The organism is Arthrobacter globiformis, from assembly GCF_046536215.2.
GTDB classification, from domain to species: domain Bacteria; phylum Actinomycetota; class Actinomycetes; order Actinomycetales; family Micrococcaceae; genus Arthrobacter; species Arthrobacter globiformis_E.
Genome location: NZ_CM143421.1, coordinates 1,182,558 through 1,207,475 on the forward strand (window position 1 = coordinate 1,182,558; position 24,918 = coordinate 1,207,475).

Here is a 24,918-nt window from a genome sequence, read left to right on the forward strand (position 1 = left end):
GTGGACAAAAACTCCCGACGGCGGGGCAGTATCCGCCTAGTCCCCCTGCTGCAGTTCGTCCACCACCAGCGCGGCCAGCTCCACGGCGGCGGCGCGGGTAGCCGGCTTCAGCTGGCCGAGGCGGATCCGCGAGCCTTCCGCCAGGTGCCGGTCGTGCGGAATCCGCACCACATTCTTGACCCGGGACAGGAAGTGCTCCTCGATTTCGCCGATGTTGACCCGGGTGCGGTCGCCGGCGGCCATGTTGATGACCACTGTTGCCTTGGCGACGAGGTCCTGGCGGCCGTGGGCTTCAAGCCAGAACAGTGTCTCGGACGCGAGCCGGGCCTCGTCCACGCTGCCGCCGGAGACGAGCACCACGGCGTCCGCCTTTTCCAGCGTGCCCTTCATGACCGAGTGGACCATGCCGGTGCCTGAGTCGGTGAGCACGATCGAGTAGTACCGGCCCAGGATGTCTGTGACGGCGCGGTAGTCGGCGTCGTCGAATGCGTGTGCCACCATGGGATCGGTGTCCGAGGCGAGCACATCGAGGCGTGAACCGTCCCGTGCCGTGTAGTTGGACAGCTGCGCGAACGAGTCCACCGTGAACCTGTCCTTCACCAGCTGCCGGGCGGTGAAGTCGGCCCTTCCGGGCGAGCGGTCCGAGAGCGTGCCCCGGTCCGGATTCGCATCCATCGCGATGACCCGGTCCTCGCGCAGCTCCGCCAGCACCATGCCGAGGAGCGTGGTGACGGTGGTCTTGCCCACTCCGCCCTTGCGCGAGAGCACGGGCACGTAGCGGGTCCGCTCCCCCAGCCGCATGGCGATGCGGTGCTCCATGGCCCGCTGGATACGGACCTGGTCCGAATCGCCCAGGTTCACGTAGCCGAAGGTCGCCTGGTAGAGCCAACGGCGCCAGCCCGAAACAGGAGCTGCTGCGGTCCTGGTGAGGAGACGGTCGGCGGTCAGCGCGGAAGCGGGCTCCGGCCCCTCGAGTTTTTCCCGGCGGCCGGGAAGCTCCTTTGTCTCCTCGGCGGGCGACCCTCCACCCGGAGCGGCTGGACTGGCAGGTTCGGCTGAGGCTGGCGCATTTGCCGGCTGTCCGCCGGCTGCCTCAGTATCCACGGCTGCAGCGCCTGCTTCACCAGGGCTGACGGTGCCGGGTCCTGCGGTCACCACGGGCATGGCGGCTGTTGCCGGCCCGTGCTGAACCGCACCGCTGACTGCCGAGAGCGAGCCGGCGGAGGTGCGGTCCTGGGCGTCGGAAACAGTCACCACGCTGAAGTCCCCGGCCGGCGCCCCGCCGGCAGCGTCTGACGGTGACAGATCAGCGGCGTCTGACAGATCGGCGGCGTCCGTTGGCGGGACAGCCTCAGCTTCTGACTGCGGCACGTCCGCAGCGTCCGCCAGGGTAACGTCCGCCGGAGACACGCTGCCCGCCTCGTCCGCAGTGCTGGCAACGCTGTCCTGGGAGATGGTGGGGCTCCGGTCGGGGCGCGGGCCGGGCTTGGGCGTGTTGGTCTGCGTCATGGCTTCCGCTCTGTCTTGTGCTGGCCGCCGGTCGGGTTCCGGCTGCCGGTGTGGTTCGGAAACGGCTGTGGGGGCGGCTTGGCGCCGTCCCCACAACCTTTTTCTGTTTTCCACCCTACCTGCAGGGCGGCCACCGGCCGTCCTGCAGGCAGTTCAGCGGTAATCTACTGTCGTTTATTCGACAACGATCAGCAGGTCACCGCCCTGGACCTGTTCCACAGCGGAAATGGCCAGCCGCGTCACCTTGCCGCCCACCGGCGTCGTGATGGAGGCCTCCATCTTCATCGCCTCGATGGTGGCGATGGTGTCGCCGGCGTTGACGGTGTCGCCGGCCTTGACGGTGACCGTCACGGCGCCCGCGAAGGGAGCTGCGACGTGGCCCGGAACGGACGGGTCAGCCTTCTCGGCCGTCTTCACATTGCTGACCACGGACTTGTCGCGCACCGAGACCGGGCGGGATTGGCCGTTGAGCGTGCACATGACCGTGCGCATGCCCTTCTCGTCCGGCTCCGACACAGCTTCGAGGGACGCGATGAGGCGCACACCCTTTTCGAGCTGGATCACGTGCTCCTCGCCGCGCTGCAGGCCGTAGAGGTAGTCGCGGGTATCCAGGACCGAAACGTTGCCGTACGTCTCCCTGCTCTTGAGGTAGTCCTTGGTGGGACCGGCGAAGAGCAGCCGGTTCAGCGTCTGCTGGCGGGTCTTGGAGTCGCTGCGGAGAGCCGCACTGTCCTCGGCGCTCAGTTCGGCGTCGCGCACCTTCACGCTGCGGCCCTGGAGGGCCTTGGTGCGGAACGGTTCCGGCCAGCCTCCGGGAGGATCGCCCAGTTCGCCGGAGAGGAACCCGATGACGGAGTCCGGGATGTCGTAGTTCTGCGGGTTCTCGTTGAAGTCGGCCGGGTCTGCGTTCAGGCCCACCAGGTGCAGTGCGAGGTCGCCCACCACCTTGGACGACGGTGTCACCTTGACCAGGTGGCCCAGGATCCGGTCGGCAGCCGTGTACATGTCCTCGATCGCCTCGAAGCGCTCGCCCAGGCCCAGCGCAATGGCCTGCTGACGGAGGTTGGACAACTGCCCGCCCGGGATTTCGTGCTGGTAGACGCGGCCGGTAGGACCCGGCAGTCCCGACTCGAAGGGAGCATAGACCCTGCGGACGGCCTCCCAGTACGGCTCGAGGGAGCTGACGGCGGCCAGGCTGAGGCCCGTGTCGCGTTCCGTGTGGGCCAGGGCGGCAACCAGGGCCGACGCCGACGGCTGGCTCGTGGTGCCGGCCAGGGATGCCGAGGCGACATCCACGGCGTCCACGCCCGCGTCAACTGCCGAGAGCAGCGTGGCGAGCTGGCCGCCGGCGGTGTCGTGGGTGTGCAGGTGGACCGGGAGGTCGAAGCGTTCCCGCAGCGCCGAGACGAGTTTCGCGGCGGCAGCCGGACGCAGCAGGCCTGCCATGTCCTTGATGGCGAGGATGTGGGCTCCCGCTTCGACGATTTTGTCCGCCAGGCCCAGGTAGTAGTCCAGCGTGTAGAGCTTCTCGTTCGGGTCCAGCATGTCGCCCGTGTAGCACAGTGCCACCTCGGCGACGGCGGTTCCGGTGGCGCGGACAGCGCGGATGGCAGGTGCCATCTGGCTGACGTCGTTCAGTGCATCGAAGATCCGGAAGATGTCGATGCCCGTGGCCGCTGCCTCGTTGACGAAGGCCTCGGTCACTTCCTCGGGGTACGGGGTGTAGCCCACGGTGTTCCGGCCGCGGAGCAGCATCTGCAGGCAGACGTTCGGCAGGGCTTTGCGCAGCGCGGCGAGCCGGTCCCAGGGGTCCTCGCCGAGGAACCGCAGGGCAACGTCGTAGGTGGCGCCGCCCCAGGCCTCAACGGACAGCAGTTCCGGCAGGAGGGTGGACACCGCAGGTGCGGCGGCCAGCAGATCCCTGGTGCGGACGCGGGTGGCCAGCAGGGACTGGTGCGCGTCGCGGAACGTGGTGTCGGTGACGGCGACGGCCTTCTGCTCGCGCAGGGCCTTGGCGAACCCCTCCGGGCCGAGTTCCAGCAGCCGCTGGCGGGAGCCGGGGCGGGCCTCGGCGCCGGCGACGGCCGGGAGCTTGTCCGCGGGGTCGGTGCGGACCGGAAGTTCGCCGTTCGGCTTGTTCACGGTGACCTCGGCGAGCCAGGTCAGCAGCTTGGTGCCGCGGTCGGCGGAGACGCGCGCCTTCAGCAGTTCGGGCCGCTCGTCGATGAAGGAGGTGGCCACGTTGCCGGCGATGAAGTCGGCGTCGTCCAGGACGGCCTGCAGGAAGGAAATGTTGGTGGAGACACCGCGGATACGGAACTCCGCCAGCGCCCGGCGCGCCCGGGCGACAGCTGCGGGGTAGTCCCGGCCGCGGCAGGTGAGCTTCACCAGCATGGAGTCGAAGTGGGGGCTGATCTCGGCACCCGAGTAGACGGTGCCGCCGTCGAGCCTTACACCCGCGCCGCCGGCGGAGCGGTAACCGGTGATCTTTCCGACGTCGGGCCGGAAGCCGTTGGCCGGGTCCTCGGTGGTGATGCGGCTCTGCAGCGCGGCGCCCTTGAGGAAGACGGTCTCCTGGGACAGGCCCAGGTCGGCAAGGGTTTCGCCGGCGGCGATGCGCATCTGCGCCTGGACGAGGTCAACGTCGGTGACCTCTTCCGTGACGGTGTGCTCCACCTGGATGCGGGGGTTCATTTCGATGAAGACGTGCTGGCCGGCGCGTTCGCCCACGGTGTCCACGAGGAACTCGACCGTTCCGGCGTTGACGTAGTTCAGGGCCTTGGCGAACTTCACGGCGTCCCGGTAGAGGGCCTGGCGGATGCCTTCGTCCAGGTTCGGGGCCGGGGCAATCTCAATGACCTTCTGGTGGCGGCGCTGGATGGAACAGTCACGCTCGAAGAGGTGCATGACGTTGCCCTCGGCGTCGGCCAGGATCTGGACCTCGATGTGGCGCGGGCGGAGCACGGCCTGTTCGAGGAACATGGTGGGGTCGCCGAAGGCCGCGTCAGCTTCGCGCATGGCGGACTGCAGCGCCTCGGGCAGGGCCTCGCGGGTGTCGACGCGGCGCATGCCGCGCCCGCCGCCGCCTGCCACGGCCTTGGCGAAGATGGGGAAACCGATTTCGTCCGCAGCAGCGAGAAGCTCGTCGAGGTCCTTTGACGGCGCGCTGGACTTCAGCACGGGGACGCCGGCCTTGCGGGCGGCCTCCAGTGCGGCCACCTTGTTGCCCGCGAGCTCAAGGACCTCCGCGGGCGGACCCACGAAGGTGATGCCCGCGGCCTTGGCTGCATTCGCCAGGTCCGGGTTCTCGGAGAGGAAGCCGTAGCCGGGGTAGATGGCGTCCGCACCGGACTCCTTCGCAACCCGCACCACCTCGTCAACGTCCAGGTAGGCGCGGACGGGGTGTCCCTCTTCGCCAATCAGATACGCCTCATCGGCCTTCTGGCGGTGGATCGAGTTACGGTCCTCGTTGGGGAACACGGCGACTGTCTTGGCGCCCAGTTCGTAGCCGGCGCGGAAAGCACGGATTGCGATTTCTCCGCGGTTGGCCACCAGAATCTTGGAAAACATACTTCTCCTGCATCATTGCGGGTGTATCGGTGAGTGGTCACAGTGTGTAAGACGGGCCGGACGAAACACAAATCATTGTGTCTACCATCACAGAATTATCCGTCATGTCCGAACCATATTCACCGTCGTCCCGTAATTGGCACCGCTCTTGCCGCCACGATTTGCCGCCCTTGGGCTGCCGCTTCCAGTGCTGATGAACAACGACGGCGGGCCGGCCGGCCGGGGAGGCATGCCCGGATCCCGATAAGAAGGGATTCCGGCCGAGGTCAACATATGATGAATGGGGCGGCGGAAGCCTGCCCCTGTTCCTGCAGCACCATCCGGGAGCACCGGAACGGAACGTACCCCAACACGGCAACCGGCGTTAGGTATTGGTTTAACAAGTGCAAGTAGTCAGCATCAGCAGCCTCAAGGGCGGTGTCGGCAAGACATCCGTTACCACCGGACTGGCGTCTGCGGCACTGGCCGCAGGCATCCCAACCCTCGTAGTTGACCTCGATCCCCATGCCGACGCCACCACCGCCCTCGGGGTGCAGCCCAGCGACAAGCTGGACATCGGCAGGATGCTGAAGAATCCGCGCAAGGCCAACATCGCCGGGAACGTGGTGCCCAGCGGCTGGATCAGCCGGGTAGCCGTCAACGGTTCCGGACCGGCGGTGCTTGATGTCGCCGTCGGCTCCGCTTACACCGGCATCTACGACCGGCCCGACCTTGGCAAGCGCGATCTGCGCAGGCTCGCCGCGGTGCTCGCCGGCGCCACTGCTTACGAACTCATCCTGGTGGACTGCCCGCCGTCGCTGAACGGCCTCACCCGCATGGCCTGGTCGGCGAGCAACAAGGTGGCCCTGGTGGCTGAGCCCGGGCTCTTCTCCGTGGCCGGCACGGAACGCACCATGCGGGCCATCCAGCTGTTCAGGCAGGAATTCGCGCCGAATCTCTCCCCCGCCGGCATTGTGGCCAACCGGGTGCGCTCCGGTTCTTCCGAGCACGCGTTCCGGCTTGCCGAGATGCAGGCGATGTTTGGCGACCTCCTGCTGGCTCCGCATATCCCGGAGCAGGCCAACTGGCAGCAGATCCAGGGCGCGGCGCATTCCGTCCACCATTGGCCCGGCGACTCCGCCAAAACCGCGGCCGGGCTGTACGACACGCTGCTGGAGAATCTCATGGCCACCAACAAGACCAGCCGCAGCAGGGTGGCCCGCTAACCGCGCGCACAGGAGTTTTCGACGCCGGATCTCACCTAAGTGTGTTGAGACAGCAAAAGGCCGCCTCCCCGACGGGAGGCGGCCTTTTGTTTGATTCCGCTAGCCGATCTTGCGCGCTGCGCGGCGCTTGCTGAGTTCATCGTCCGGGAACGTCTGTTCGCCGGCATGCTCGCTGGGCAGCGAGGCCAGGCTCCCCTCGACTTCGCGCCACACACGGCCGACGGCGATGCCGAACACGCCCTGGCCGCCCTGCACGAGGTCGATGACCTCATCCGCAGACGTACATTCGTAAACACTGGCGCCGTCGCTCATGAGGGTGATCTGGGCCAGGTCCTCAACACCGCGTTCACGGAGGTGCTCCACCGCACTGCGGATCTGCTGCAGCGATACGCCGGTGTCCAGCAGGCGCTTGACCACTTTCAGGACCAGAATGTCGCGGAAACCGTAGAGCCGCTGCGAACCGGAGCCCGCTGCGCCGCGGACTGCGGGCTCCACCAGGCCGGTACGGGCCCAGTAGTCGAGCTGCCGGTAGGTGATGCCGGCGGCCTTGCAGGCGGTGGGCCCGCGGTAGCCGGCGTCCTCGTCCAGAACCGGGAGATCCTCAGTGAAGAGAAGGCCCTGAGCACCGCTTGCGGGCACGGCAACGCCGGCCGTCGAGGGTTGCTTCAGCTCGCCTGCTTCGCCTTTCGGACTCACGTGGATCCTCCTTGTCATGAGCTCCCCTGGGGAAGTTGCCGCAACAGCTGCTACACGCACGAAGTCCGGATGAAATTCATGCTTGTAATTCGGCCGGAGTAGCACTTTCCAGTGTGACTTGCGCCGCTGTCGTATGCAATGGGAACTTGGTACCTTCGACGTTAGGCCTGCCACGGCCCAAGGTCAAAGACGTTCGCATCATTAGTGGGGCGTGTCGAAAGTTTCAGGCTTAACTTTAACCTTAACGTGACCTTAGCCGTCGAAGTCCTCGGGCTCGACGTCGTCCAGGAACTCTCGGAACCTGCGCAGCTCGCGCTCTTCCTCCACGGTGGGACCGGGCTCCGTGTCCTCGCCCTCGTCGTGTTCGGTGATGCGCACGCCGGCCTCGTCCATGACAGAGTCGGCGCACCAGATCCGGCACTTGGCACGCAGCGCGATCGCGAGGGCGTCCGATGCCCTGGAGCTCACCGTGGCCCCGTTGTCGAACTGCAGCTGGCCGTAGAAGATGTTGTCCTCCACGGCCACGATGTTCACGCTGACCACGGAATGGCCGAGGGTCTCCACGACGTCAACCAGGAGGTCGTGCGTCATGGGCCGCGGCGGCACGACGCCCTGCTGGGCCAGCGCAATGGCGCTTGCCTCGGGCGTCCCGATCCAGATGGGAACGTGGCGTTCCCCGTGCATCTCGCGGAGCAGGACCAGGGGCTGGTTGGAGGGCAGTTCGATGCGGACGCCCACAATCTCGACTTCGATCATCAGATTTCCATCCGCGAGATACGGTCCTGGACAAGCGCCCGGTGCAGGGTGAGGCAAAGGTCGCTGATTTCCCGGGCGGCTTCCGCCGCGCGGGCCTGCGACGCCGCGTCCCTGCGCGAGGTGAGGGTGGCTACGGCGCGTTCCACGAGTCCGAACTCGCGCTCCGCCGCCGCCTGGAAGGGCCGGAGGTGCCGGGGCTCCAGGCCGTGGCTCTCCAGCTGGACACAGGCACGGGCCACCTGGAGCGCGTGCTCGTCGAACTTGCCGTCGGTGTGCCCGATGAGGCCGAAGCTGAGCAGGGACTGCAGGAGCGGCACGCTGGCGCCCGACTCCGCGCGCAGCTGCTCCTCACTGAGCCTGCGTGCCTTGTTCTGCAGCTCCGAAGCGAGCTCGTCCGAGACGATCCGCGGGGAGACGGTAACCCCGGGCGGAAGGTTCTCGGGCCGTTCGCCCCGGTCGATGGCGTCGAGGTAGTCCTTGATGACCTTCAGCGGCAGGTACTGGTCGCGCTGCAGCGACAGGACAAAGCGCAGCCGTTCGACGTCGCTGTCGGAGTACTGCCGGTAGCCCGCGGGCGTGCGCCGGGGATTGATGAGCCCCTTTTCCTCAAGGAATCTGATTTTCGACGCCGTCATGCTCGGAAAGTCATCGCTCAGCTGAGCGAGCACTTCCCCGATGTTCAGGACCAGCGGTCCCCGGCGCTCCGGTTGTGCCATTGCCACAGGCAGCCGCTCCGAATCAGACGCGTCCTGCTGCGCGGGCAGGGCTCAGGTAGAAGGTGAGGCGGAACTTGCCAATCTGGACTTCGTTTCCGGACCTCAGTTCCACGCTGTCCACGCGGTCATGGTTGACGTAGGTGCCGTTCAGGCTTCCGGTGTCCACCACCTCGAAGCTCCGCGGCGTGCGGCGGAACTCGACGTGGCGGCGGGAGACCGTCACGTCGTCGAGGAAGATATCAGCGTCCGGGTGCCGCCCGGCCGTGGTGACATCGGAGTCAAGGAGGAAGCGGGCACCCGAGTTCGGCCCGCTGTGGGCCACGAGCAGGGCGGAGCCGGAGGGCAGCGCCTCAACAGCAGAGCGTTCCTCCGGGGAGAGCTTGGGTACGATCGTGGGCTCTTCATGAACCGGAGTGAGGTTAATCGAGGTGGTTTCCGAGGCCCCGCCCGCACCTGTGCCGTAATCGCCGTGGGTGTGGTTCTGTTCGCCGCCAACCATGGATTCCTCCTCCTTCGTTGCAGATGTCCCCCTGCAATCAACGCGTACCGTCCGGAACTGCCTGGCAGCTCCGATATGCCGCCCGCCGTCCGGCCGTTGGACTCCATTGCTGGACTCCTGGGCCGGGCAGCGGGACCGGTTAGCTTTAGCCTACCTGTTGTTCGTACTCCGATGCACTGAGCAGGGAATCCACTGCATCAGGTTCGGCGAGCTTGACCTCGATAAGCCAGCCGTCGCCGTAGGGATCGGAGTTGATGAGTGCGGAATCGCTGTCCAGTGCCTCGTTGCGGGCCACGATCTCGCCGGAAACAGGCGCGTAGATGTCGCTTACGCTCTTGGTGGATTCAACCTCACCGACGACGTCGTTTGCCTTAACAGTGGTGCCAACTTCGGGCATCTGGGCGTACACGACATCCCCGAGCGCGTCCTGGGCGAAGTCGGTGATCCCCACGCGGACAACACCATCGGCATTCGGTGCGGTCACCCATTCGTGTTCGGCGGTGTAGGACAGATCAGAGGGAATGTTGCTCATCAGGGGCCTTTCATCGGGTCAATCACCAATGTCAACGGAGGCGTAGGGAACAGCCACCGGTTGAAAGTATATGCACAAGTCCCTGGCCGCCGGATGTGCCATTATGCCCCGCGGGAACCGCCCAATCCGGCACCCCGTGTGGCAAAGTGGTGCCATGCCGGAACTACCCGAGGTGGCCGCACTGAGCACGTTCCTCGACACGCGGCTGCGCGGCGCAGTGCTGGAGAAGCTGCAGGTCCTGTCTGTGGCCGTGCTCAAGACGGCCGACCCGCCCTACACGGTCCTTGCGGGCCGGACGGTCACCGGCGTGGAGCGGTTCGGGAAGTTCGTCAGCATCGACGCCGGCGGCCTGTATTTCGTCTTCCACCTCGCCAGGGCGGGCTGGGTCCGTTACACCGAAAAACCCTCGCCCGATCCGCTCCGGCCCGGGAACGGTCCGATTGCGGCCCGCCTGCATCTTGCCGGGGCGGACGGCGGGAAGATGGGCATCGACCTGACCGAGGCCGGCACCAAGAAGGGCCTGGCAATCTACGTGGTCCGCAAGCCCGATGACGTCCACGGCATCGCCGAGCTCGGTCCGGATCCGCTGATCCCCGCGTTCAGCCGCGAGATGTTCGCCGAGATCCTGGCCGGGCACGCGCACCAGATCAAGGGCGTGCTGCGCAGCCAGAGCGTCATCGCGGGCATTGGTAACGCCTACAGCGACGAAATCCTGCACGCAGCGAAAATCTCCCCGTTCGCCATGGCCAATTCGCTGGACCCGGTGAAAGTCGGGATCCTCTACGACGCCATCCACACCGTTCTCGGAGCCGCAGTGGCCCAGGCCGCGGGAAAGGCGCCCGCCGATTTGAAGGATGCGAAACGGAGCGGCATGAATGTGCATGGCCGCGCCGGTGAGTTGTGCCCGGTCTGCGGGGACACCGTCCGGGAGGTGTCCTTCGCGGACACTGCCTTGCAGTACTGCCCCACCTGCCAGACCAACGGCAAGATCCTGGCCGACCGCAGGACATCCCGCTTCCTCAAGTAGCACGCCGCCGCCTCAGCGGCGCCTGCCCCGGAAAGGCGCGTGCCGCCGTCGTCCGGGCAACAACGCCGTCGTGCGGGCAACAAAAAACCCCGCCAACCCTGTCGGGTTGGCGGGGTTTTGTTGCGGTCGGGCTGACAGGATTTGAACCTGCGACCCCTTGACCCCCAGTCAAGTGCGCTACCAAGCTGCGCTACAGCCCGTCAGTTCCGCCGTTCTCCGCCAGATGATGTTCCGAAGAATTTCACCTAAGCAGTCCGGCCGAACCACCTAGAAGAGCTTACACGATTCCGGAGGGTGCCAGTGACACTTTCCGGCATTCGGAGCCCGGTGTGTCGTAATTAACGCTTCTTGCCGCGCTTTTCACGCACACGCATGCTGACCTCGATGGGTGTTCCCTCGAAGCCAAAGGTTTCCCGCAGGCGGCGGGTGATGAACCGGCGGTAGCCCGGATCCAGGAATCCGGTGGTGAACAGGACGAATTTCGGCGGCCGGCTGGAGGCCTGCGTGCCGAAGAGGATGCGGGGCTGCTTGCCGCCGCGGACCGGGTGCGGGTGCGCCGCCACCAGCTCGCCCAGGAAGGCGTTGAGCCGGCCGGTGGGAATGCGCCGGTCCCAGTTTTCCAGCGCAAGCTCCAGCGCCGGGACCAGGCGGTCCTTGTGCCAGCCGGTCTTGGCGGAGATGTTGACGCGCGGCGCCCACTCCACGTGCGCGAGGTCCTGCTCGATTTCGCGTTCCAGGTACCGGCGGCGTTCGTCGTCGAGAAGGTCCCATTTGTTGAACGCGAGCACCAGGGCGCGTCCCGATTCGATGGCCAGCTGCAGGATGCGGACGTCCTGCTCGCTGAGCACCTCGTCAACAGCAAGAAGAACGACGGCGACCTCCGCCTTTTCCAGCGCGCTCTGGGTCCGCAGGGAGGCATAGAAATCGGCGCCCTGCGCCATGTGCTGGCGCCGGCGGATGCCGGCGGTGTCCACGAAGCGCCAGGTCTGGCCGCCGAGCTCGATGAACTCGTCCACCGGATCGCGGGTGGTGCCGGCGGTGTTGTCCACCACCACGCGCTCGGAGCCGGCCAGCTTGTTCAGCAGCGAGGACTTGCCGACGTTCGGGCGTCCGATCAGCGCGATCCGGCGCGGGCCGCCGGAGCGTTCGACGCCCTCGACGGTGGAGAACTCCGGCAGGGTGTCCATGACGTGGTCCAGGAGGTCGGCCACGCCGCGGCCGTGCAGCGCGGAGACGGGGTACGGCTCGCCGAAGCCCAGGCCCCAGAGGACTGCGGAGTCGGCTTCCTGGGCGAAGTCGTCCACCTTGTTGGCGACGAGGATGACCGGCTTCTTGCTCCGGCGGAGCATCTTCATGACGGCCTCGTCAGTGGCGGTTGCCCCGACGGCCGAGTCGACGACGAACAGCACGGCGTCAGCCAGTTCCACGGCCATTTCGGCCTGTTCCGCCACCCGGGCGTGGATGCCGCGGGCATCGTGCTCCCAGCCGCCGGTGTCCACCAGGGTGAAGTTCCGGCCGTTCCAGTTCGCCGAGTACATCACGCGGTCGCGGGTCACGCCGGGGGTGTCCTCCACGACAGCCTCGCGGCGGCCGAGGATGCGGTTGACGAGGGTGGACTTGCCGACGTTCGGGCGGCCGATGATGGCAAGCACGGGGTCCAGCTTGAGCGGGCCCTCGAGCTCGTCCTCGTCGTGCAGGCCGCTGAGGAGCGCGGCGTCTTCCTCATCGAGTTCGTAGTCGTCCAGTCCGGCCCGGAGCGACGCGGCGCGGAGCTCCGCCTCGTCGTCGTCCATGGCCGCCAGATGTTCAGCCACCTGGTCGGTGCCGGTGGGCGTGTATTCGTCTTCGCCGGCGCCGGAGTGGCCGGAAGTTTGAGTCGTATCGCTCATTGCACTTTCCTTAATGGTGGTCTGCCGGCTGTCCGGCTACTGCGGTGGAACGTTGGTGCGGATGATCCGCGGAGGGCAAAGACAGCCCGCTGAGCCGGACAGTGTTCCGGACGTGCCCGGCCAGGGTGTCACGGATTTCCGTGGCCGCCCTGTCCATTGAAGCACGCCCGGTTTCACCCGGATTCCGGCGGAGCGAAAGGGGTTGGCCGAAGCTGACGTGCAGCCGGCGGCCGGGTTTCGGGATGCTGTCCAGGTGTTCGCCGCCCTGCCGTGTGCCCAGGATGGCCACCGGCACCACGACGGCGTCCGAGTTCAGGGCGAGCCATGCCACCCCGTTGCTGATGCCGGCCGCGGTGCCGCTCCCCCGGGTTCCCTCGGGCAGGATGCCGATGCACCGGCCGGCGTCCAGCACATCCTTGCTGAGCTGCAGGACCGAGCGGTCCCCCGCCCGATCAACCGGAAGCTGGCCCGACGCCCTCAGCACGCGGCCGAGGAAACCCTTGAACATCTCCTGCTTAACGAGGATGTGCATGGGCCGGGGCGAGGCGCCGAACATGACGGGCCCGTCGAGGAAACTGATGTGGTTACCTGCGAAGATCACCGGGCCCGCGGCCGGAACGTTGGAGCGGCCGGTGACGGAGGTGCGGTAGACGCCGCTGTTCAGGAACCGTCCGACGGGCCGGCTCCACGCCATGGTCCACGCACCGGGCAGAGCCGTCCCCGGAACCCGGGCGCCAGGTTTCCGGATGCCCGGCTTCCGGGCGGAATCACTCATGGTTGATGACCTTGGTGACGATGCGCAGCGCCGCGGACACTGTCTCCTCGAAATCCAGCTCGGACGAATCCAGTGTCACCACGCCGTCCGCAGCCTGGGTGAAGTTGACCACGGTGGAGTCCTTCGCGTCCCGCTGGGTCACCTGGGCAGCCAACTGCTCCGCGCTCTGCGTTCCGCCGAGCTGGATGCCGCGGCGCCGGAGCCGCGCCTCCTCGCTGGCCGTCAGGAGCATGCGGACCTGGGCAGCCGGGGCGACGACGGTGGTGATGTCCCGGCCCTCCACCACCATCCGGCGGTTGTGCTTTTCGATCAGCGCGCGCTGGCGGCGGATGAGTTCCGTCCTGGCACCGAGCGTGGTGGCCACGGCACTGACGGCCGAGGAGATGCCAGGTTCCCGAATGGCGTCGGTCACGTCTGTGCCGTCGACCCGCACATACTCCGTGAGCGGGCTGGTGCTGATGTCCAGCGGCAGTTCTTCGGCAGCTAGCTCGACGGCCGAGGCGTCGGCGAGGTCCGTTCCGCGGTCGAGGCAGTACCAGGTGAGGGCCCGGTACATGGCACCGGTGTCCAGGTAGGCAAGGCTGAGGCGGCGGGCCACTTCCTTGCTGACGCTGGACTTTCCGGAGCCGGACGGCCCGTCGATGGCCACCACGAGCGGGCGGCCCAGCCGGAGGGCAGGCAAAGTTTCGGTCAGTTCCTGTGTCATTACTGGAGTACCCGCCATCCACGGTCGCTTAGTGCTTCTACAAGGAGGTCATGCGCGCTCGGCAGCACGGAGATCTCCACCATGCCCACATTCTGCCCTGAAGAGTGGTCCAGGCGGAGATCCTCGAGGTTGACGCCAATCTCGCCGATCTCGGTCAGGAGCCTGGCGATCTGGCCCGGCCGGTCGTCCACGAGCACCGTGAGCCAGGAATACGCCTGCGGCGGTCCGCCGTGCTTGCCCGGAATCCGGGCCTGCCCGGCGTTGCCTTCGCTCATCAGCTGCGCCAGGTCAAGGCGGGCTCCGGCGGCGGCGGGGTCTTCCAGGGTTCCGATCAGCCGGTTCAGGTCATCACGAACACCGTAAAGGATCTCTACCACCTTGCCGGCATTCGCGCCCAGGATCTGGACCCACAACGTGGGGTCGCTGGCGGCGATGCGGGTCGTGTCGCGCAGCCCGTTTCCCGCGAGGGAAAGCGCATGCATTGGGGTGTCCTGCAGACGGCTCGCCAGCAGCGAGGACATCACCTGCGGCAGGTGCGAGACCAGGGCCACGGCCCCGTCATGCTCGTCGGCCGTGAACTGCGAAACGAGGGCACCGAGGTCGGTGGCCAGCGCCCGCGCCGCCTGGACGGCTCCGGCCGAGGCTTCCTCAGTGGGGCACACGACCCAGGGCATGGAGGTGAACAGCTCGCCGCGGGCGGCAACCGGGCCGGACTTCTCGCGCCCTGCCATGGGGTGGGTGCCGACGTAGCGGCTGAGGTCCGCACCGCGGCTTCGCAGTTCTTGCAGGATCGCAGCCTTGACGCTGGCGATGTCGACGACCGTGGCGTCCGGGTAGTCTGCCAGCGCCCGCTCCACAACATCCGCCGTCACGTCCGGCGGCGATGCGACCACCACCAGTTCAGGACTTTCGTCCCCCATGGCCGCCAACGGAAGGCCGGCGCCGATGTCGACGGCGACTGCCTGGTTGGTGGGCGAGGGATCCGACAGGTAGACGGCAACGCCCCGGCCGCGCAGGCCGAGGCCGATGCTGGTGCCGAGCAGGCCGGTGCCAATAACAACGACCGGCCCGTTCAGGTGTCCGCGGCCGTGCGTTCGGAAAGCCGACATCCCCTACAGCCCCACGGATGCCAGCAGGTGGCCGACTTCCTGCTTGCCGAGGTTGCGGATGCTTCCCTGGCGCTGGTCGCCCAGGCCGATGGGGCCGACCTTGACGCGCACCAGGCGCAGCACCGGGAAACCGACGGCGTCGAACAGTCGCCGGACGATGCGGTTCTTGCCGGAATGCAGCACCACTTCGATCAGCACGTGACCCGGGGTTGAGTCGACCAGGCGGAAGGAGTCGACGGACGCGAAGCCGTCCTCGAGTTCAATGCCATCTTTTAGCTGCGTGCCGATGCCCTGCGGGAAAGGCCCGCGGACCTGGACCAGGTAGGTCTTGGGGACCTCGTAGGACGGGTGGGTCAGCCGGTTGGCCAGCTCGCCGTCGTTGGTCAGCAGCAGCAGGCCTTCGGTGGCGACGTCAAGGCGGCCGACGTGGAAGAGCCGTTCACCCTGGTTGTTGCGGATGTAGTCGCTGATGCACGGCCGGCCCTCGGGGTCCTCCATGGTGGACACCACGCCCTTGGGCTTGTTGAACACCATGTAGACGAGCGTGTCGTCGAGCTGGATGCGCAGGCCGTCCACGTGGATGACGGCGGTCTTGGGATCGACGCGGACGCCGAGCTCAGTGACGACCTTGCCGTCGACCTCCACGCGGCCCTCGGCGATCATCTCTTCGCAGACGCGGCGCGAAGCGACGCCGGCGGAAGCCATAACCTTCTGCAGGCGGACGCCGTCGGCGTCGTGGACTTCGGACTGCGGCACCTCGGCGCGGGGACCGCGTGTGCGGGAGGGCCGGCGGACCGGCCCCAGGTTCTGGCCGAAGCGTTCGCTGCCGAAGGCGCGCGAACCCGCTGCCTTAGGGGCGCCCGACTTGGGCTTCAGCGCGCCCGGAGTGCCGGGGGCCCTGTTGGCACCGGGCTTCCGGGCAGCGGCCGCGTTGCGTGCGCCGGCCTTGGGAGCACCCGTCCTGGGCGCGGGAGCCTTGGCGCCCGGCTTCCAGTCGCCTGCAGGCCGGCGGCCGGCAGGAGCCTCGTCGGGATCGACGAAGCGCTCCTCGCGGGGCTTGGCCTTGTAGGTGCGGTCGCCGCCGCCCTTGGGGAAGTCCCGCTTCCCTGCGCCTGCGCCGCGGCCCTGTACTGCCCCGCGGCCTTGTGCCGCGCCGCGCGCGGCGCTGCGGTCCGGACCCTTGCGTCCGGAGCTGTTACGTGGTGAACCCTGGCGTCCCGCCTGTGTCATGACCCGTCCTCTGTGATTTTGACCGGCAAAGGTTGTCCAAAGACAACACTAGCCAGCCGTGCAGATTAAATCTGCCCTGGTAAAAACTGCGTCGCAGGCATGCCGCCTACATTCTTCCGGCGTCGTAGAACTCTTCAATTCCTTCAAGCCCCGGAAGGTGCGGTGAAAGTTGAGGCAACTCAGCCACCGAGCCGATTCCCATGCGTTCAAGGAAATACGACGTCGTGCGGTACAGGACAGCGCCCGACTCCGGATCCGTTCCGGCGTCCTCGATCAGTCCCCGCTGGGTCAGCGTCCGCACAACCGAGTCAACATTGACTCCACGAATTGCAGACACCCTTGCCCGGGATACCGGCTGCCGGTACGCGATGACGGCGAGTGTCTCAAGCGCCGCCTGGGTCAGTCTGGCTGTCTGCCCCTCCAGGACGAAACCGCCGACGACGTCGGCGAATTCAGCCCGCGAGTAGATGCGCCAGCCGCCGGCGACATTCCGCAATTCAAAACCCCGGGGGCTGGAAGCGGCATCAGGCTTAGGTCCATTACTGCCAGTTTCCATATCCGGGGCTTTAACAGTATAGCCGTCATAGTCGCGCTGCAGGTCCAGCAATAGCGCCTCGACGGCGGCCACCGTCAGGTTGAGTCCGGCGGCGAGGTCGGTGGCAGAGGCGGGCTCATCCAGCACCATCAGCACCGCCTCCAGCGCGGCGCGTTCCCGGCCCGCCATTGGATCCGTCATTTCTGCTCCTCGTATTCCTCGCTCAGGTGCTCCGCGGTCCAGCCTGTGCCGGCCGCGGTCCATCGCACTGTCAGGTCTCCCAGCGGCGCCACCTGGTCGAAGGCAACCACCTGGTCCCTGAACAGCTCCAGCAGAGCCAGGAATCGCGCCACCACAACGAGGGTGGATTCGGCGTCGGCTATGAGGGCACGGAACGTCAGGGGCCGGCCGGCCTGCAGCCGCAGGCCGATCAGCTCCGCCTGCTCGCGGACGCTTACCGCGCTCCCGTGCAGGTGGGCCACACCCACCTCCGTCGGTGGTGGGTCCTTGGGCTTGAGCGCGGCCTCGGCCAGCGCGGCGAACTGTGCGGGGCTGTGCTTCCAGACGAGCTCCGGCAGCATGGCGGCAAAGTGTTCCTCGAGGGCGACCTGCCGCGGATACCGCCGGGCCTCCAGTTCCAGTGTGGCGTCCATCAGCGCGGCGACCTGCTTGAAGGCTTTATACTGCAGCAGCCGGGCAAAGAGAAGGTCACGTGCCTCGAGGAGGGCGATGTCGTCGTCGTCCTCCACCTCGCCTGCGGGCAGCAGGCGCGCTGCCTTCAGGTCGAGCAGCGTGGCCGCGATGACGAGGAACTCACTGGCCTCGTCAAGTGCCCACTCCTCCCCCAGTTCCTGGAGGTTCCGGATGTAACGGATGAACTCGTCGGTGACCGTGGCAAGCGCCACCTCGGTGATGTCCAGCTGGTGTTTGGTGATCAGCCCCAGCAGGAGGTCGAAGGGTCCGCTGAAGTTAGCCAGGCGTACTTCGAAGCCGGACCGCCTGGCCTCGGCGGGGGGCGATGCCGGCTCTGCAGTCATCCGGGCTAGGGCGCGCCGCCGCGCGAAATGAGTTCCTTGGCCAGGCGGCGGTAGGCGTCGGCACCCACGTGGTTTCCGGCGTAGCTCGTGATGGGCTCGGCGGCCACGGTGGCGTCGGCGAACTTGATGGAACGCTTGATGACGGTTTCGAAGACTTTGTCGCCGAAAGCTTCCACGAGGCGGCTGATGACTTCGCGGCTGTGCAGCGTGCGGGCGTCGTACATCGTGGCCAGCACGCCGTCCACCTGCAGGCGCGGGTTGAGGCGGTCCTGGACCTTGTCGATGGTTTCGACCAGCAGGGCCACCGCCCGCAGGGCAAAGAATTCGCAGATCAGCGGGATGATGACGCCGTGGGCCGCGGTCAGGGCGTTGACGGTGAGCAGGCCAAGGGAAGGCTGGCAGTCGATGAGCACGACGTCGTATTCGTCCTCGACCTTCTTCAGCGCACGGTCCAGGACCTGCTCGCGGGCTACCTCGTTGACCAGTTGGACTTCGGCCGCGGAGAGGTCGATGTTGGCGGGCAGCAGGTCCACGTTTTCCACGCCGGTCTGGTGGATGGCTTCGCGGATGTCGATCTTGCGGTCCATCAGGACGTTGTAGACGGTCAGATCGAGTTCGTGGGGGTTGACGCCGAGCCCGGCGGACAGTGCGCCCTGCGGGTCGAAGTCCACCAAGAGCACGCGGCGGCCGTACTCGGCGAGTGCTGCGGCCAGGTTGATGGTGGAGGTGGTCTTACCCACCCCGCCCTTCTGGTTAACCATGGCTATGACGCGGGCCGGTCCATGGGAGGACAGCGGCGCGGGCTCCGGAAAATCGCGGTGGGGGCGGCCTGTGGGACCCATGACGGCGTCTTCCAGGTCGAGTTCCGTGCCTTCCAGAGTTGCTGAACCCTGTTCGCTGCTCACGTATCAATCCACACTTTCGATGACGGTGATTTTCTGCCGCTGTCTGCCAGCGCCCCTGCTTCTTCCACCCCAAGGTTACAGCGCCCGACACGGCATTCCGTGGACCTTGACTTTTGATGGCGTTTGAGCCTTTACCTTGTACCTGAGGTCGAAGGTTCTCCGGGCCCGGCCGCAACGAAACCGCCCGGCAGCAGGAAAACCGCCCGCACAGGTTGGGCCTGTGCGGGCGGTTTCGCCGTAGTTGTACTGGCGCCGGGGGCTTAGCCCTTAGGCCTTCGCCGGAACGGCGGGCTCGGCGGTATCGCCCAGGCCGCGGTGGTGGGCCACCATGGTGCTCTCGTCGAACGGCTCCTGGCCGGACAGCACCCGGTTGACCTGTTCGCCGTCGACCTCCTTGACCCAGGTGCCGACCAGCAGGGTGGCGACGGCGTTGCCGGTGAAGTTGGTCAGTGCGCGGGCCTCGGACATGAAGCGGTCGATGCCCACGATCATGCCGACGCCGCCCAGGAGTTCAGGCCGGTGGGCCTGCAGGCCGGCAGCCAGCGTGGCCAGGCCGGCGCCGGTGACGCCTGCCGCGCCCTTGGAGGCGATGATCATAAAGACCAGCAGGGAGATCTGCGCGCCGAGGTCCAGCGGCGTGCCCATGGCGTTGGCCACGAACAGCGATGCCATGGTCAGGTAGATGGCCGTGCCGTCCAGGTTGAAGGAGTAGCCGGTGGGGACGGTTACGCCGACAACGGGCTTGGAGACACCCAGGTGCTCCATCTTGGCGATGAGGCGCGGCAGGGCGGCTTCGGAGGAGGAGGTCGAGAAGATCAGCAGGTATTCGCGGGCCAGGTACTTCATCAGCTTGAAGATGTTCACGCCGGTGACGACCTGCAGCAGGCCGCCGAGGATGACGACGATGAACAGCGCACAGGTGATGTAGAAGGCGATCATCAGGGTGAACATGCTCACGATGGCCTGGAAGCCGGTGGCGCCAACTACGGCGGCGATGGCACCGAAGGCACCCAGCGGAGCAAGCCACATGATCATGATCAGGATGCGGAAGACCAGAGCCTGGCCGTGGCCGATCGCCTTCAGGATCGGTGCGCCCTGCGGGCCCATCTTCTGCAGCGCGAAGCCGACAAGGATGGCAGCGAGCAGGGTGGGAAGCACCGGAATGTCCCCGGGAATAATGCCCAGCAGGAAGTCAACGGTGCTGTCCGTGGCGGCCTTCTTGTTGGGGTCGTACGGCGTGAGCTGCAGCCCCTCACCCGGGTGGATGATGTTGCCGACGACGAGGCCGATAGCCAGGGCGAAGGTGGACATCACGACGAAGTAGCCCAGGGCCAGACCGCCAACCTTGCCGACGGTGGCGGCCTTGGCGATGGAGCCGATGCCCAGGACGATGGTGCAGAAAATGACCGGGGCGATCATCATCTTGATCAGCTTGATGAAGCCGTCGCCGAGGGGCTTGAGTGATTTTCCGACCTCGGGGAACAGCAGCCCCACCAGAGCGCCGAGAATGACCGCGGCGATAACCGCGATGTACAGGTAATGCGACTTGTCGAGTCCCTTACGCTCGGCTTTAGCCGGCGCTGCCGACTCTCCTCGTTGAGAAGCCATGTTGTCTCTCCTTATGGATAATCTGGAAGACGCTTCGGCACAATCTCTGGGCTCCGCGCGTCGGTCCTTTGTGACTTCCATCATTGGCCACGGAGTGACTTGGCTCACCGTTGCGTTCATATTGGTCATGGGAGGTGTTGATGATCCACCGCTGGAGCATCGCGAGGCGGCTGTTCGTCGCGAACGTGCTGTTCATGCTGGCCCTCACGGCCATCGTCGGGACGGCCGTCTTCGTGGACGCCCGGGACCACGCCTACGAGGAGGCCGGCCGCCGGATGGGTGCCCTGGCGACATCCATCGCCGATAATCCCCTGGTTCTGCAGGCAGCCGGCAGCGCGAACCCGTCAGCGCAGCTCCAGCCCTACGCACTGAAGGTCATGGCCGACTCCGGAGCCGACTTCATCACCATCATGGCGCCGGACCGGACGCGGTGGACGCACCCGCTGGACCAGGAGCTGGGCCGCCCCTACATCGGTTCAATCGATGAGGCACTTCGTGGCCACGTGTTCACCGAAATCACCGCCGGAACGCTGGGACCGTCGGTGCGGACGATTGCCCCGGTGAAGGATGCCCGCGGTGGGGTCCGCGCACTGGTGGCGGCCGGCGTGACCGTCAATACCGTGGACGTGGCCGTGTCCGGCAGGCTGCCGGCGCTGCTGGCCGTCTCCGGGTCCCTGCTGGCGGGCGGGTCCCTTGCGTCATGGTTTCTGGGCCGCTACCTGCGGCGGGTGACCAGGGGGTGGGGTCCTGAGCAGCTGGCCCAGCTCTTCGCCTACTACGAGTCGGTGCTCCACTCGGTCCGGGAAGGGGTTGTCCTCATTGACCCGGCCGGGAGGGTGGTCATCTACAACGACCAGGCGGCGGAGCTGCTGGGGCTGGAGCCGCGGGAAGCGGAGGACGACCACGCTGCCACGCCGCTGCTCGCAGACCTGCCCCTGGCGCCCAGCCTGAAGGAGCTGTTTGAATCGGGGCGCACCGCCCACGACGAAATCCACCTCACCCGTGACGGGGTGCTGGTGGTTAACCAGCGCCCGGCGGTGGGGCCGGGCTCTTCCACCGAACGGCCCCGCGGACCCTTGTTCGGCACCGTTGCCACCATCCGCGACCGTACAGAGATTGAATCCCTGGGCACTGAGCTGGAGAGCATGCGGACGCTTTCCGACGCCCTCCGCGCACAGACCCACGAGCATGCCAACCGGCTGCACACCATCGTGTCCCTGATGGAGCTGGGCCGGACTGATGAGGCCCTGGACTTTGCCACGAAGGACCTGGAGCTGAGCCAGCAGCTGACGGACGACGTGATCGGTTCGGTCCATGAACCGGTGCTGAGCGCCCTCGTCATGGGCAAGGCGGCCGAGGCCCATGAGCGCGGCGTGGAGCTGGTGGTCTCGGCGTCCGGGCCGGCTCTCGGCGGGGAGCTGGCCGTGCAGGACCTCGTCACAGTCCTGGGCAACCTGCTGGACAATGCCATCGACGCCGCCGCCGACGCCCCCGCCCCCAGACGGGTGGAGCTGCTGGTGGACACAGCGCGCGGCGCCCTGGACATCACAGTGCAGGACTCGGGCAAGGGCATCGACCCGTCAGCCGTGGACGACGTGTTCCGCTACGGTTTCAGCACCAAGACGGCCGGGCCCTTCGGGCGGGGACTTGGCCTCGCCCTGGTGAAACAGGCCGTCCAGCGCCTGGCCGGTACCATGACCATCAGCAACTCCAGCACCGGCGGAGCACGCTTCCACATCGCACTCCCGCCCGGCATGGCTTCCAACTCATCGCCCGCAGACACCTTTCCGCAAAGCCCACCGCCGTTAGATATACCGCCGTTCAGTACATCGCCGTCCGGCACATTCCCGCCGGGAACGGCCCCATCGAGTCTCCCGGAGGAGCACACGTGACAGACATCCGAGTCCTCGTCGTCGAGGACGAGCCCGTTGCAGCTGCGGCACACGCCGCCTATGTGGGCAGGGTGGACGGCTTCACGCTGACGGGAACAGCTCCGGACGGCCAGTCCGCGCTCCGCATGCTCACCGAGCTTTCCGCAGCCGGCAGCCCGGTTGAACTGGTTCTCTTGGACATGAACCTGCCGGACCTGCACGGCCTCGACATTGCCCGGCGGATGCGCTCCGCCGGGCATTTCGCCGACATCATCGCAATCACAGCCGTCCGGGAACTGGGGATTGTCCGCAGTGCCGTCTCCATCGGCGTCGTGCAGTACCTCATCAAGCCTTTCACCTACGCAACGTTCGCGGACAAGCTGGAGAGCTACCGGCAGTTCCGTGAGCAGCTCGCGGGACCGGAGACGGGCTCCGCCAAGGCAGCGGCGTCGCAGAGCGACGTGGACCAGGCGTTCGCGAGCCTGCGGGCGCCGTCGGAGCTTCCGTTGCCGAAGGGGCTGGCCCCTTCAACGCTCGACGCCGTCCGCGACTTTATGAAGGGACAGCCCGGTGCCGTCTCGGCCACCGAAGTCATGACTGCCCTGGGCATGTCGAGGGTAACCGCCCGCCGTTACCTTGAGTACCTGGCCGACGCCGGAACGGTCTCCCGCACGGCACGGTACGGCGCGCCGGGGCGCCCCGAGAACGAATACCGCTGGTCCCGCGTCTGATCACCAGCAGGCGCGGGCTGCTGGGCACTGATCATGGCCCGGCGCCTGTACGGGACACCCGGGACACCCCTTTAGCGACAAGCCCTTTGCAGGGCGGCCCGTCCGGCACACCCCCATTTACACCGGCATAGAGGGACCTCTACTGCGCCTTATAGCGCTGGCCCCTGAATTGAGACCTGCCCTCACGCGGCCGCGGGTGAGGACCAGTAGGGCCCTGGATCCATCGGCAGCGGTGGATCCAGGTCGTCGGGCCCGTCGGGCAGCTCCAGCCAGTCCGGCGGCTCCGGCCAAACCTGGCTGGCTGGCAGTTGCCGACAGTCCTGGCCTGGCGGGGGCTCCAGCCGGTCTTCGACGGGCGGCGGTTCGGGCCAGTTCTGCAAGGCCGGGAACTCGGGCAGTTCTTGGCCGGGCGGCGGTTCCGGCCAAGCGGGTGGTTCCCAGTCCTGATGCTCGGCCGGATAGGACCGGCCCATGGGTGAGATCCAGCCCGGCGGGGCGTCGCGGGTGGCGCCGACCGGTCTCCATTGCGTGGAGTGTTTGAGTCGGTGGTGTTTAGGGCACGGTTGGCCGAGGTTGGCGACGCCGGTGCCGCCGCCGTCGGCCCAGGCGAGGATGTGGTCGGCGTCGTTGTCGAGGGAGTGGTTGTTGCAGTTGGGGAACGTGCACTTGGCGTCGCGGAGCCGCAGCCATTGGCGCATTGGTTTGGTCAGCCGGTAGCTGGTGCGTCCGATCTCCAAAGGCGCCCCGTCGCGCGGGTCGGCGAGGACCCGGAGGAACGAGGTTGCTCCCTCGGCCACGAGCCGACGGGCCATAGACGGCGGGATCAGCCCGTAACCATCCAGCGTGGCCGGTTCCTCGGACAGGCCGAGCAGCGAGAACACCGGCACCGTGACCAGGACCTGCGCCTTCGGGGACGGAACATCAACCCCGCCATCGACCCTCTGGGCCGGTTCAAGCGACCACCGGGCGAACGCGTCGGCGCGGAGCTGGGTCAGGGTTCGGGTTTCGGTCCGGCCCTGCGCGGCCCGGGCTGCGGCCGTGGTGCGGTTCCAGATCCCGGCCGCCTGGTCCGCGGGCAGATACGCCGACAGCCAGGCCATGCCGTCCCGGTCCGGGGCATACTCCAGCCGCCGGTCCTCCACGCTCTTGTGGTGGCGTTTTTCAATGCTGACCGGATGATGCCGTTCCCGCCAATACCGTGCCTTCGCCCGGAACCTCGCCGGCGTCAGCTCCCCGGCCGGGCAACCCCGCGCCGGGTTCGGTGCGTCCGGGTCCAGGAAATGCGCCTCAAACACCGCCGCGGCTTCGGCCGCCAGCCCGTCCGTTTCATCGCACATGATCCGCCCGTGCAGCCACGACAGTGTTCCTGCCCCGAGCGCGGCGAGGGTCAGCGGCAGGTTCGTGCTCAGCCTGACCGACTCTTCCAGAAAGCGCGCCGCTGCACCTTCGCTCACAGTCAGGGCGCCAGCGACCTCGGCCGTCACCGACATCTCCAGCGCGTCCCGCTCCGAGGCGGACGCATCAGGAGCCGTCAAAGCCGCCGCGGCAGCAACGAAACCGGCCCCGGCCTGCACCTTCAACGCCGCCACCCGGGCCTCCAGCCGGGCCGTCTCGGCCAGCACATCCAGCCACGCATCCGCCTCATCCCGCAACGGATCACCAGCCGCCCCAAGACCCGCAGCGCCCACGAAACCGACACCAGCAACAGAGCCGGCACCAACCAGGGACTCAGCACCGGCAACGGAGCTACTACCGGCCTCGGCGCCGGTGGCCTCACGGACAAAGCCAGCCAACACAGCAACAGAGGACCCAATGCCCTTCATCGTCTCCACTGCTGCCGCGTTTTCCATACCCACAGCATGACAGGGGGGTACGACAATTTAGGGGCGGCCCGGGCCTGCCGCGGGCCCGCCCGAAAATATTTTTTTGAGCCGCCCGAGAACGAAAACCAGGTAGCAGCACAGGGCGTTCCCCGCGCTGAGAACGCCCTCATCTGCTACCCAGTTGGGCAC

The 24,918-nt window shown here is 67.0% G+C and carries 21 protein-coding genes and 1 tRNA gene; 4 read left to right on the top strand and 18 right to left on the bottom strand.

From position 1 onward, the window contains the following. Positions 1-36: 36 nt before the first annotated feature. Complete coding sequence (locus R5O87_RS05350) at positions 37-1,509, bottom strand: nucleotide-binding protein (protein WP_410556754.1); 1,473 nt, start codon at positions 1,507-1,509, stop codon at positions 37-39. A 174-nt stretch (positions 1,510-1,683) separates the two neighbouring features. Continuing rightward, positions 1,684-5,079: a pyruvate carboxylase gene (locus tag R5O87_RS05355; protein WP_410556755.1), complete on the bottom strand. Its 3,396-nt coding sequence runs from the start codon at positions 5,077-5,079 to the stop codon at positions 1,684-1,686. A 383-nt stretch (positions 5,080-5,462) separates the two neighbouring features. On the opposite strand from R5O87_RS05355, the gene R5O87_RS05360 reads away from it, so the two are divergent. After that, positions 5,463-6,284, top strand: a complete 822-nt coding sequence (locus R5O87_RS05360; RefSeq protein ID WP_410556756.1) for a ParA family protein — start codon at positions 5,463-5,465, stop codon at positions 6,282-6,284. A gap of 99 nt (positions 6,285-6,383) precedes the next feature. Here R5O87_RS05360 and R5O87_RS05365 read toward each other — a convergent pair whose 3' ends face one another. The 5 genes from R5O87_RS05365 to gcvH all read right to left on the bottom strand — a co-directional run bounded on the left by R5O87_RS05365 (position 6,384) and on the right by gcvH (position 9,483). Next, on the bottom strand, positions 6,384-6,980 hold the full coding sequence (locus tag R5O87_RS05365) for a MerR family transcriptional regulator (RefSeq protein ID WP_003801807.1): 597 nt from the start codon (positions 6,978-6,980) through the stop codon (positions 6,384-6,386). A 252-nt stretch (positions 6,981-7,232) separates the two neighbouring features. After that, positions 7,233-7,736 carry a bifunctional nuclease family protein gene (locus R5O87_RS05370; protein ID WP_076798054.1) on the bottom strand — a complete coding sequence of 168 codons (504 nt, stop codon included), beginning with the start codon at positions 7,734-7,736 and terminating at the stop codon, positions 7,233-7,235. Further along, positions 7,736-8,452: a transcriptional regulator FtsR gene (gene ftsR / locus R5O87_RS05375; protein WP_410556792.1), complete on the bottom strand. Its 717-nt coding sequence runs from the start codon at positions 8,450-8,452 to the stop codon at positions 7,736-7,738. The genes R5O87_RS05370 and ftsR overlap by 1 nt, the downstream gene beginning before the upstream one ends. A gap of 22 nt (positions 8,453-8,474) precedes the next feature. Continuing rightward, positions 8,475-8,951 (bottom strand): FHA domain-containing protein, encoded by a 477-nt coding sequence (locus R5O87_RS05380; RefSeq protein WP_410556757.1) that lies wholly within the window; start codon positions 8,949-8,951, stop codon positions 8,475-8,477. A gap of 145 nt (positions 8,952-9,096) precedes the next feature. Beyond that, positions 9,097-9,483, bottom strand: a complete 387-nt coding sequence (gcvH, locus tag R5O87_RS05385; protein WP_003801813.1) for a glycine cleavage system protein GcvH — start codon at positions 9,481-9,483, stop codon at positions 9,097-9,099. 154 nt (positions 9,484-9,637) lie between these two features. Between gcvH and R5O87_RS05390 the strand changes: the two genes are divergently transcribed. After that, on the top strand, positions 9,638-10,510 hold the full coding sequence (locus R5O87_RS05390; RefSeq protein WP_410556758.1) for a DNA-formamidopyrimidine glycosylase family protein: 873 nt from the start codon (positions 9,638-9,640) through the stop codon (positions 10,508-10,510). A gap of 126 nt (positions 10,511-10,636) precedes the next feature. Here R5O87_RS05390 and R5O87_RS05395 read toward each other — a convergent pair. From R5O87_RS05395 to R5O87_RS05440, 10 genes are all read right to left on the bottom strand, one after another. Continuing rightward, positions 10,637-10,710: transfer RNA gene (locus R5O87_RS05395), tRNA-Pro, on the bottom strand. Positions 10,711-10,848: 138 nt separating this feature from the next. Continuing rightward, complete coding sequence (gene der, locus R5O87_RS05400) at positions 10,849-12,399, bottom strand: ribosome biogenesis GTPase Der (protein ID WP_387100910.1); 1,551 nt, start codon at positions 12,397-12,399, stop codon at positions 10,849-10,851. Between the two features lie 10 nt (positions 12,400-12,409). Next, positions 12,410-13,093, bottom strand: coding sequence for a lysophospholipid acyltransferase family protein (locus tag R5O87_RS05405; protein ID WP_410556793.1), 684 nt, complete (start codon positions 13,091-13,093; stop codon positions 12,410-12,412). Positions 13,094-13,166: 73 nt separating this feature from the next. Then, positions 13,167-13,880 (bottom strand): (d)CMP kinase, encoded by a 714-nt coding sequence (gene cmk / locus R5O87_RS05410; RefSeq protein ID WP_410556759.1) that lies wholly within the window; start codon positions 13,878-13,880, stop codon positions 13,167-13,169. Continuing rightward, positions 13,880-14,989, bottom strand: coding sequence for a prephenate dehydrogenase (locus tag R5O87_RS05415; RefSeq protein ID WP_410556760.1), 1,110 nt, complete (start codon positions 14,987-14,989; stop codon positions 13,880-13,882). The genes cmk and R5O87_RS05415 overlap by 1 nt, the downstream gene beginning before the upstream one ends. 3 nt (positions 14,990-14,992) lie before the next feature. Next, positions 14,993-16,219 carry a pseudouridine synthase gene (locus R5O87_RS05420; protein WP_410556761.1) on the bottom strand — a complete coding sequence of 409 codons (1,227 nt, stop codon included), beginning with the start codon at positions 16,217-16,219 and terminating at the stop codon, positions 14,993-14,995. A 106-nt stretch (positions 16,220-16,325) separates the two neighbouring features. Beyond that, positions 16,326-16,955: an SMC-Scp complex subunit ScpB gene (gene scpB, locus R5O87_RS05425; protein WP_410556762.1), complete on the bottom strand. Its 630-nt coding sequence runs from the start codon at positions 16,953-16,955 to the stop codon at positions 16,326-16,328. Beyond that, complete coding sequence (locus tag R5O87_RS05430; protein ID WP_410556763.1) at positions 16,952-17,791, bottom strand: segregation and condensation protein A; 840 nt, start codon at positions 17,789-17,791, stop codon at positions 16,952-16,954. Before R5O87_RS05430 ends, scpB begins: the two co-directional genes overlap by 4 nt. Positions 17,792-17,796: 5 nt before the next feature. After that, positions 17,797-18,696 carry a ParA family protein gene (locus R5O87_RS05435; RefSeq protein WP_003801831.1) on the bottom strand — a complete coding sequence of 300 codons (900 nt, stop codon included), beginning with the start codon at positions 18,694-18,696 and terminating at the stop codon, positions 17,797-17,799. Positions 18,697-18,963: 267 nt separating this feature from the next. After that, complete coding sequence (locus R5O87_RS05440; RefSeq protein WP_410556764.1) at positions 18,964-20,304, bottom strand: cation:dicarboxylate symporter family transporter; 1,341 nt, start codon at positions 20,302-20,304, stop codon at positions 18,964-18,966. Positions 20,305-20,444: 140 nt separating this feature from the next. Here R5O87_RS05440 and R5O87_RS05445 point away from each other — a divergent pair, with 140 nt between their 5' ends. Both R5O87_RS05445 and R5O87_RS05450 read left to right on the top strand, forming a co-directional pair. After that, positions 20,445-22,196, top strand: coding sequence for a sensor histidine kinase (locus R5O87_RS05445; protein ID WP_410556765.1), 1,752 nt, complete (start codon positions 20,445-20,447; stop codon positions 22,194-22,196). Beyond that, the gene (locus tag R5O87_RS05450; RefSeq protein ID WP_410556767.1) at positions 22,193-22,906 is read left to right on the top strand and encodes a response regulator; all 714 of its coding nucleotides are present in this window, start codon (positions 22,193-22,195) and stop codon (positions 22,904-22,906) included. The genes R5O87_RS05445 and R5O87_RS05450 overlap by 4 nt, the downstream gene beginning before the upstream one ends. A gap of 182 nt (positions 22,907-23,088) precedes the next feature. Here R5O87_RS05450 and R5O87_RS05455 read toward each other — a convergent pair whose 3' ends face one another. After that, positions 23,089-24,756 (bottom strand): HNH endonuclease signature motif containing protein, encoded by a 1,668-nt coding sequence (locus tag R5O87_RS05455; RefSeq protein WP_410556769.1) that lies wholly within the window; start codon positions 24,754-24,756, stop codon positions 23,089-23,091. Positions 24,757-24,918 lie beyond the last annotated feature (162 nt).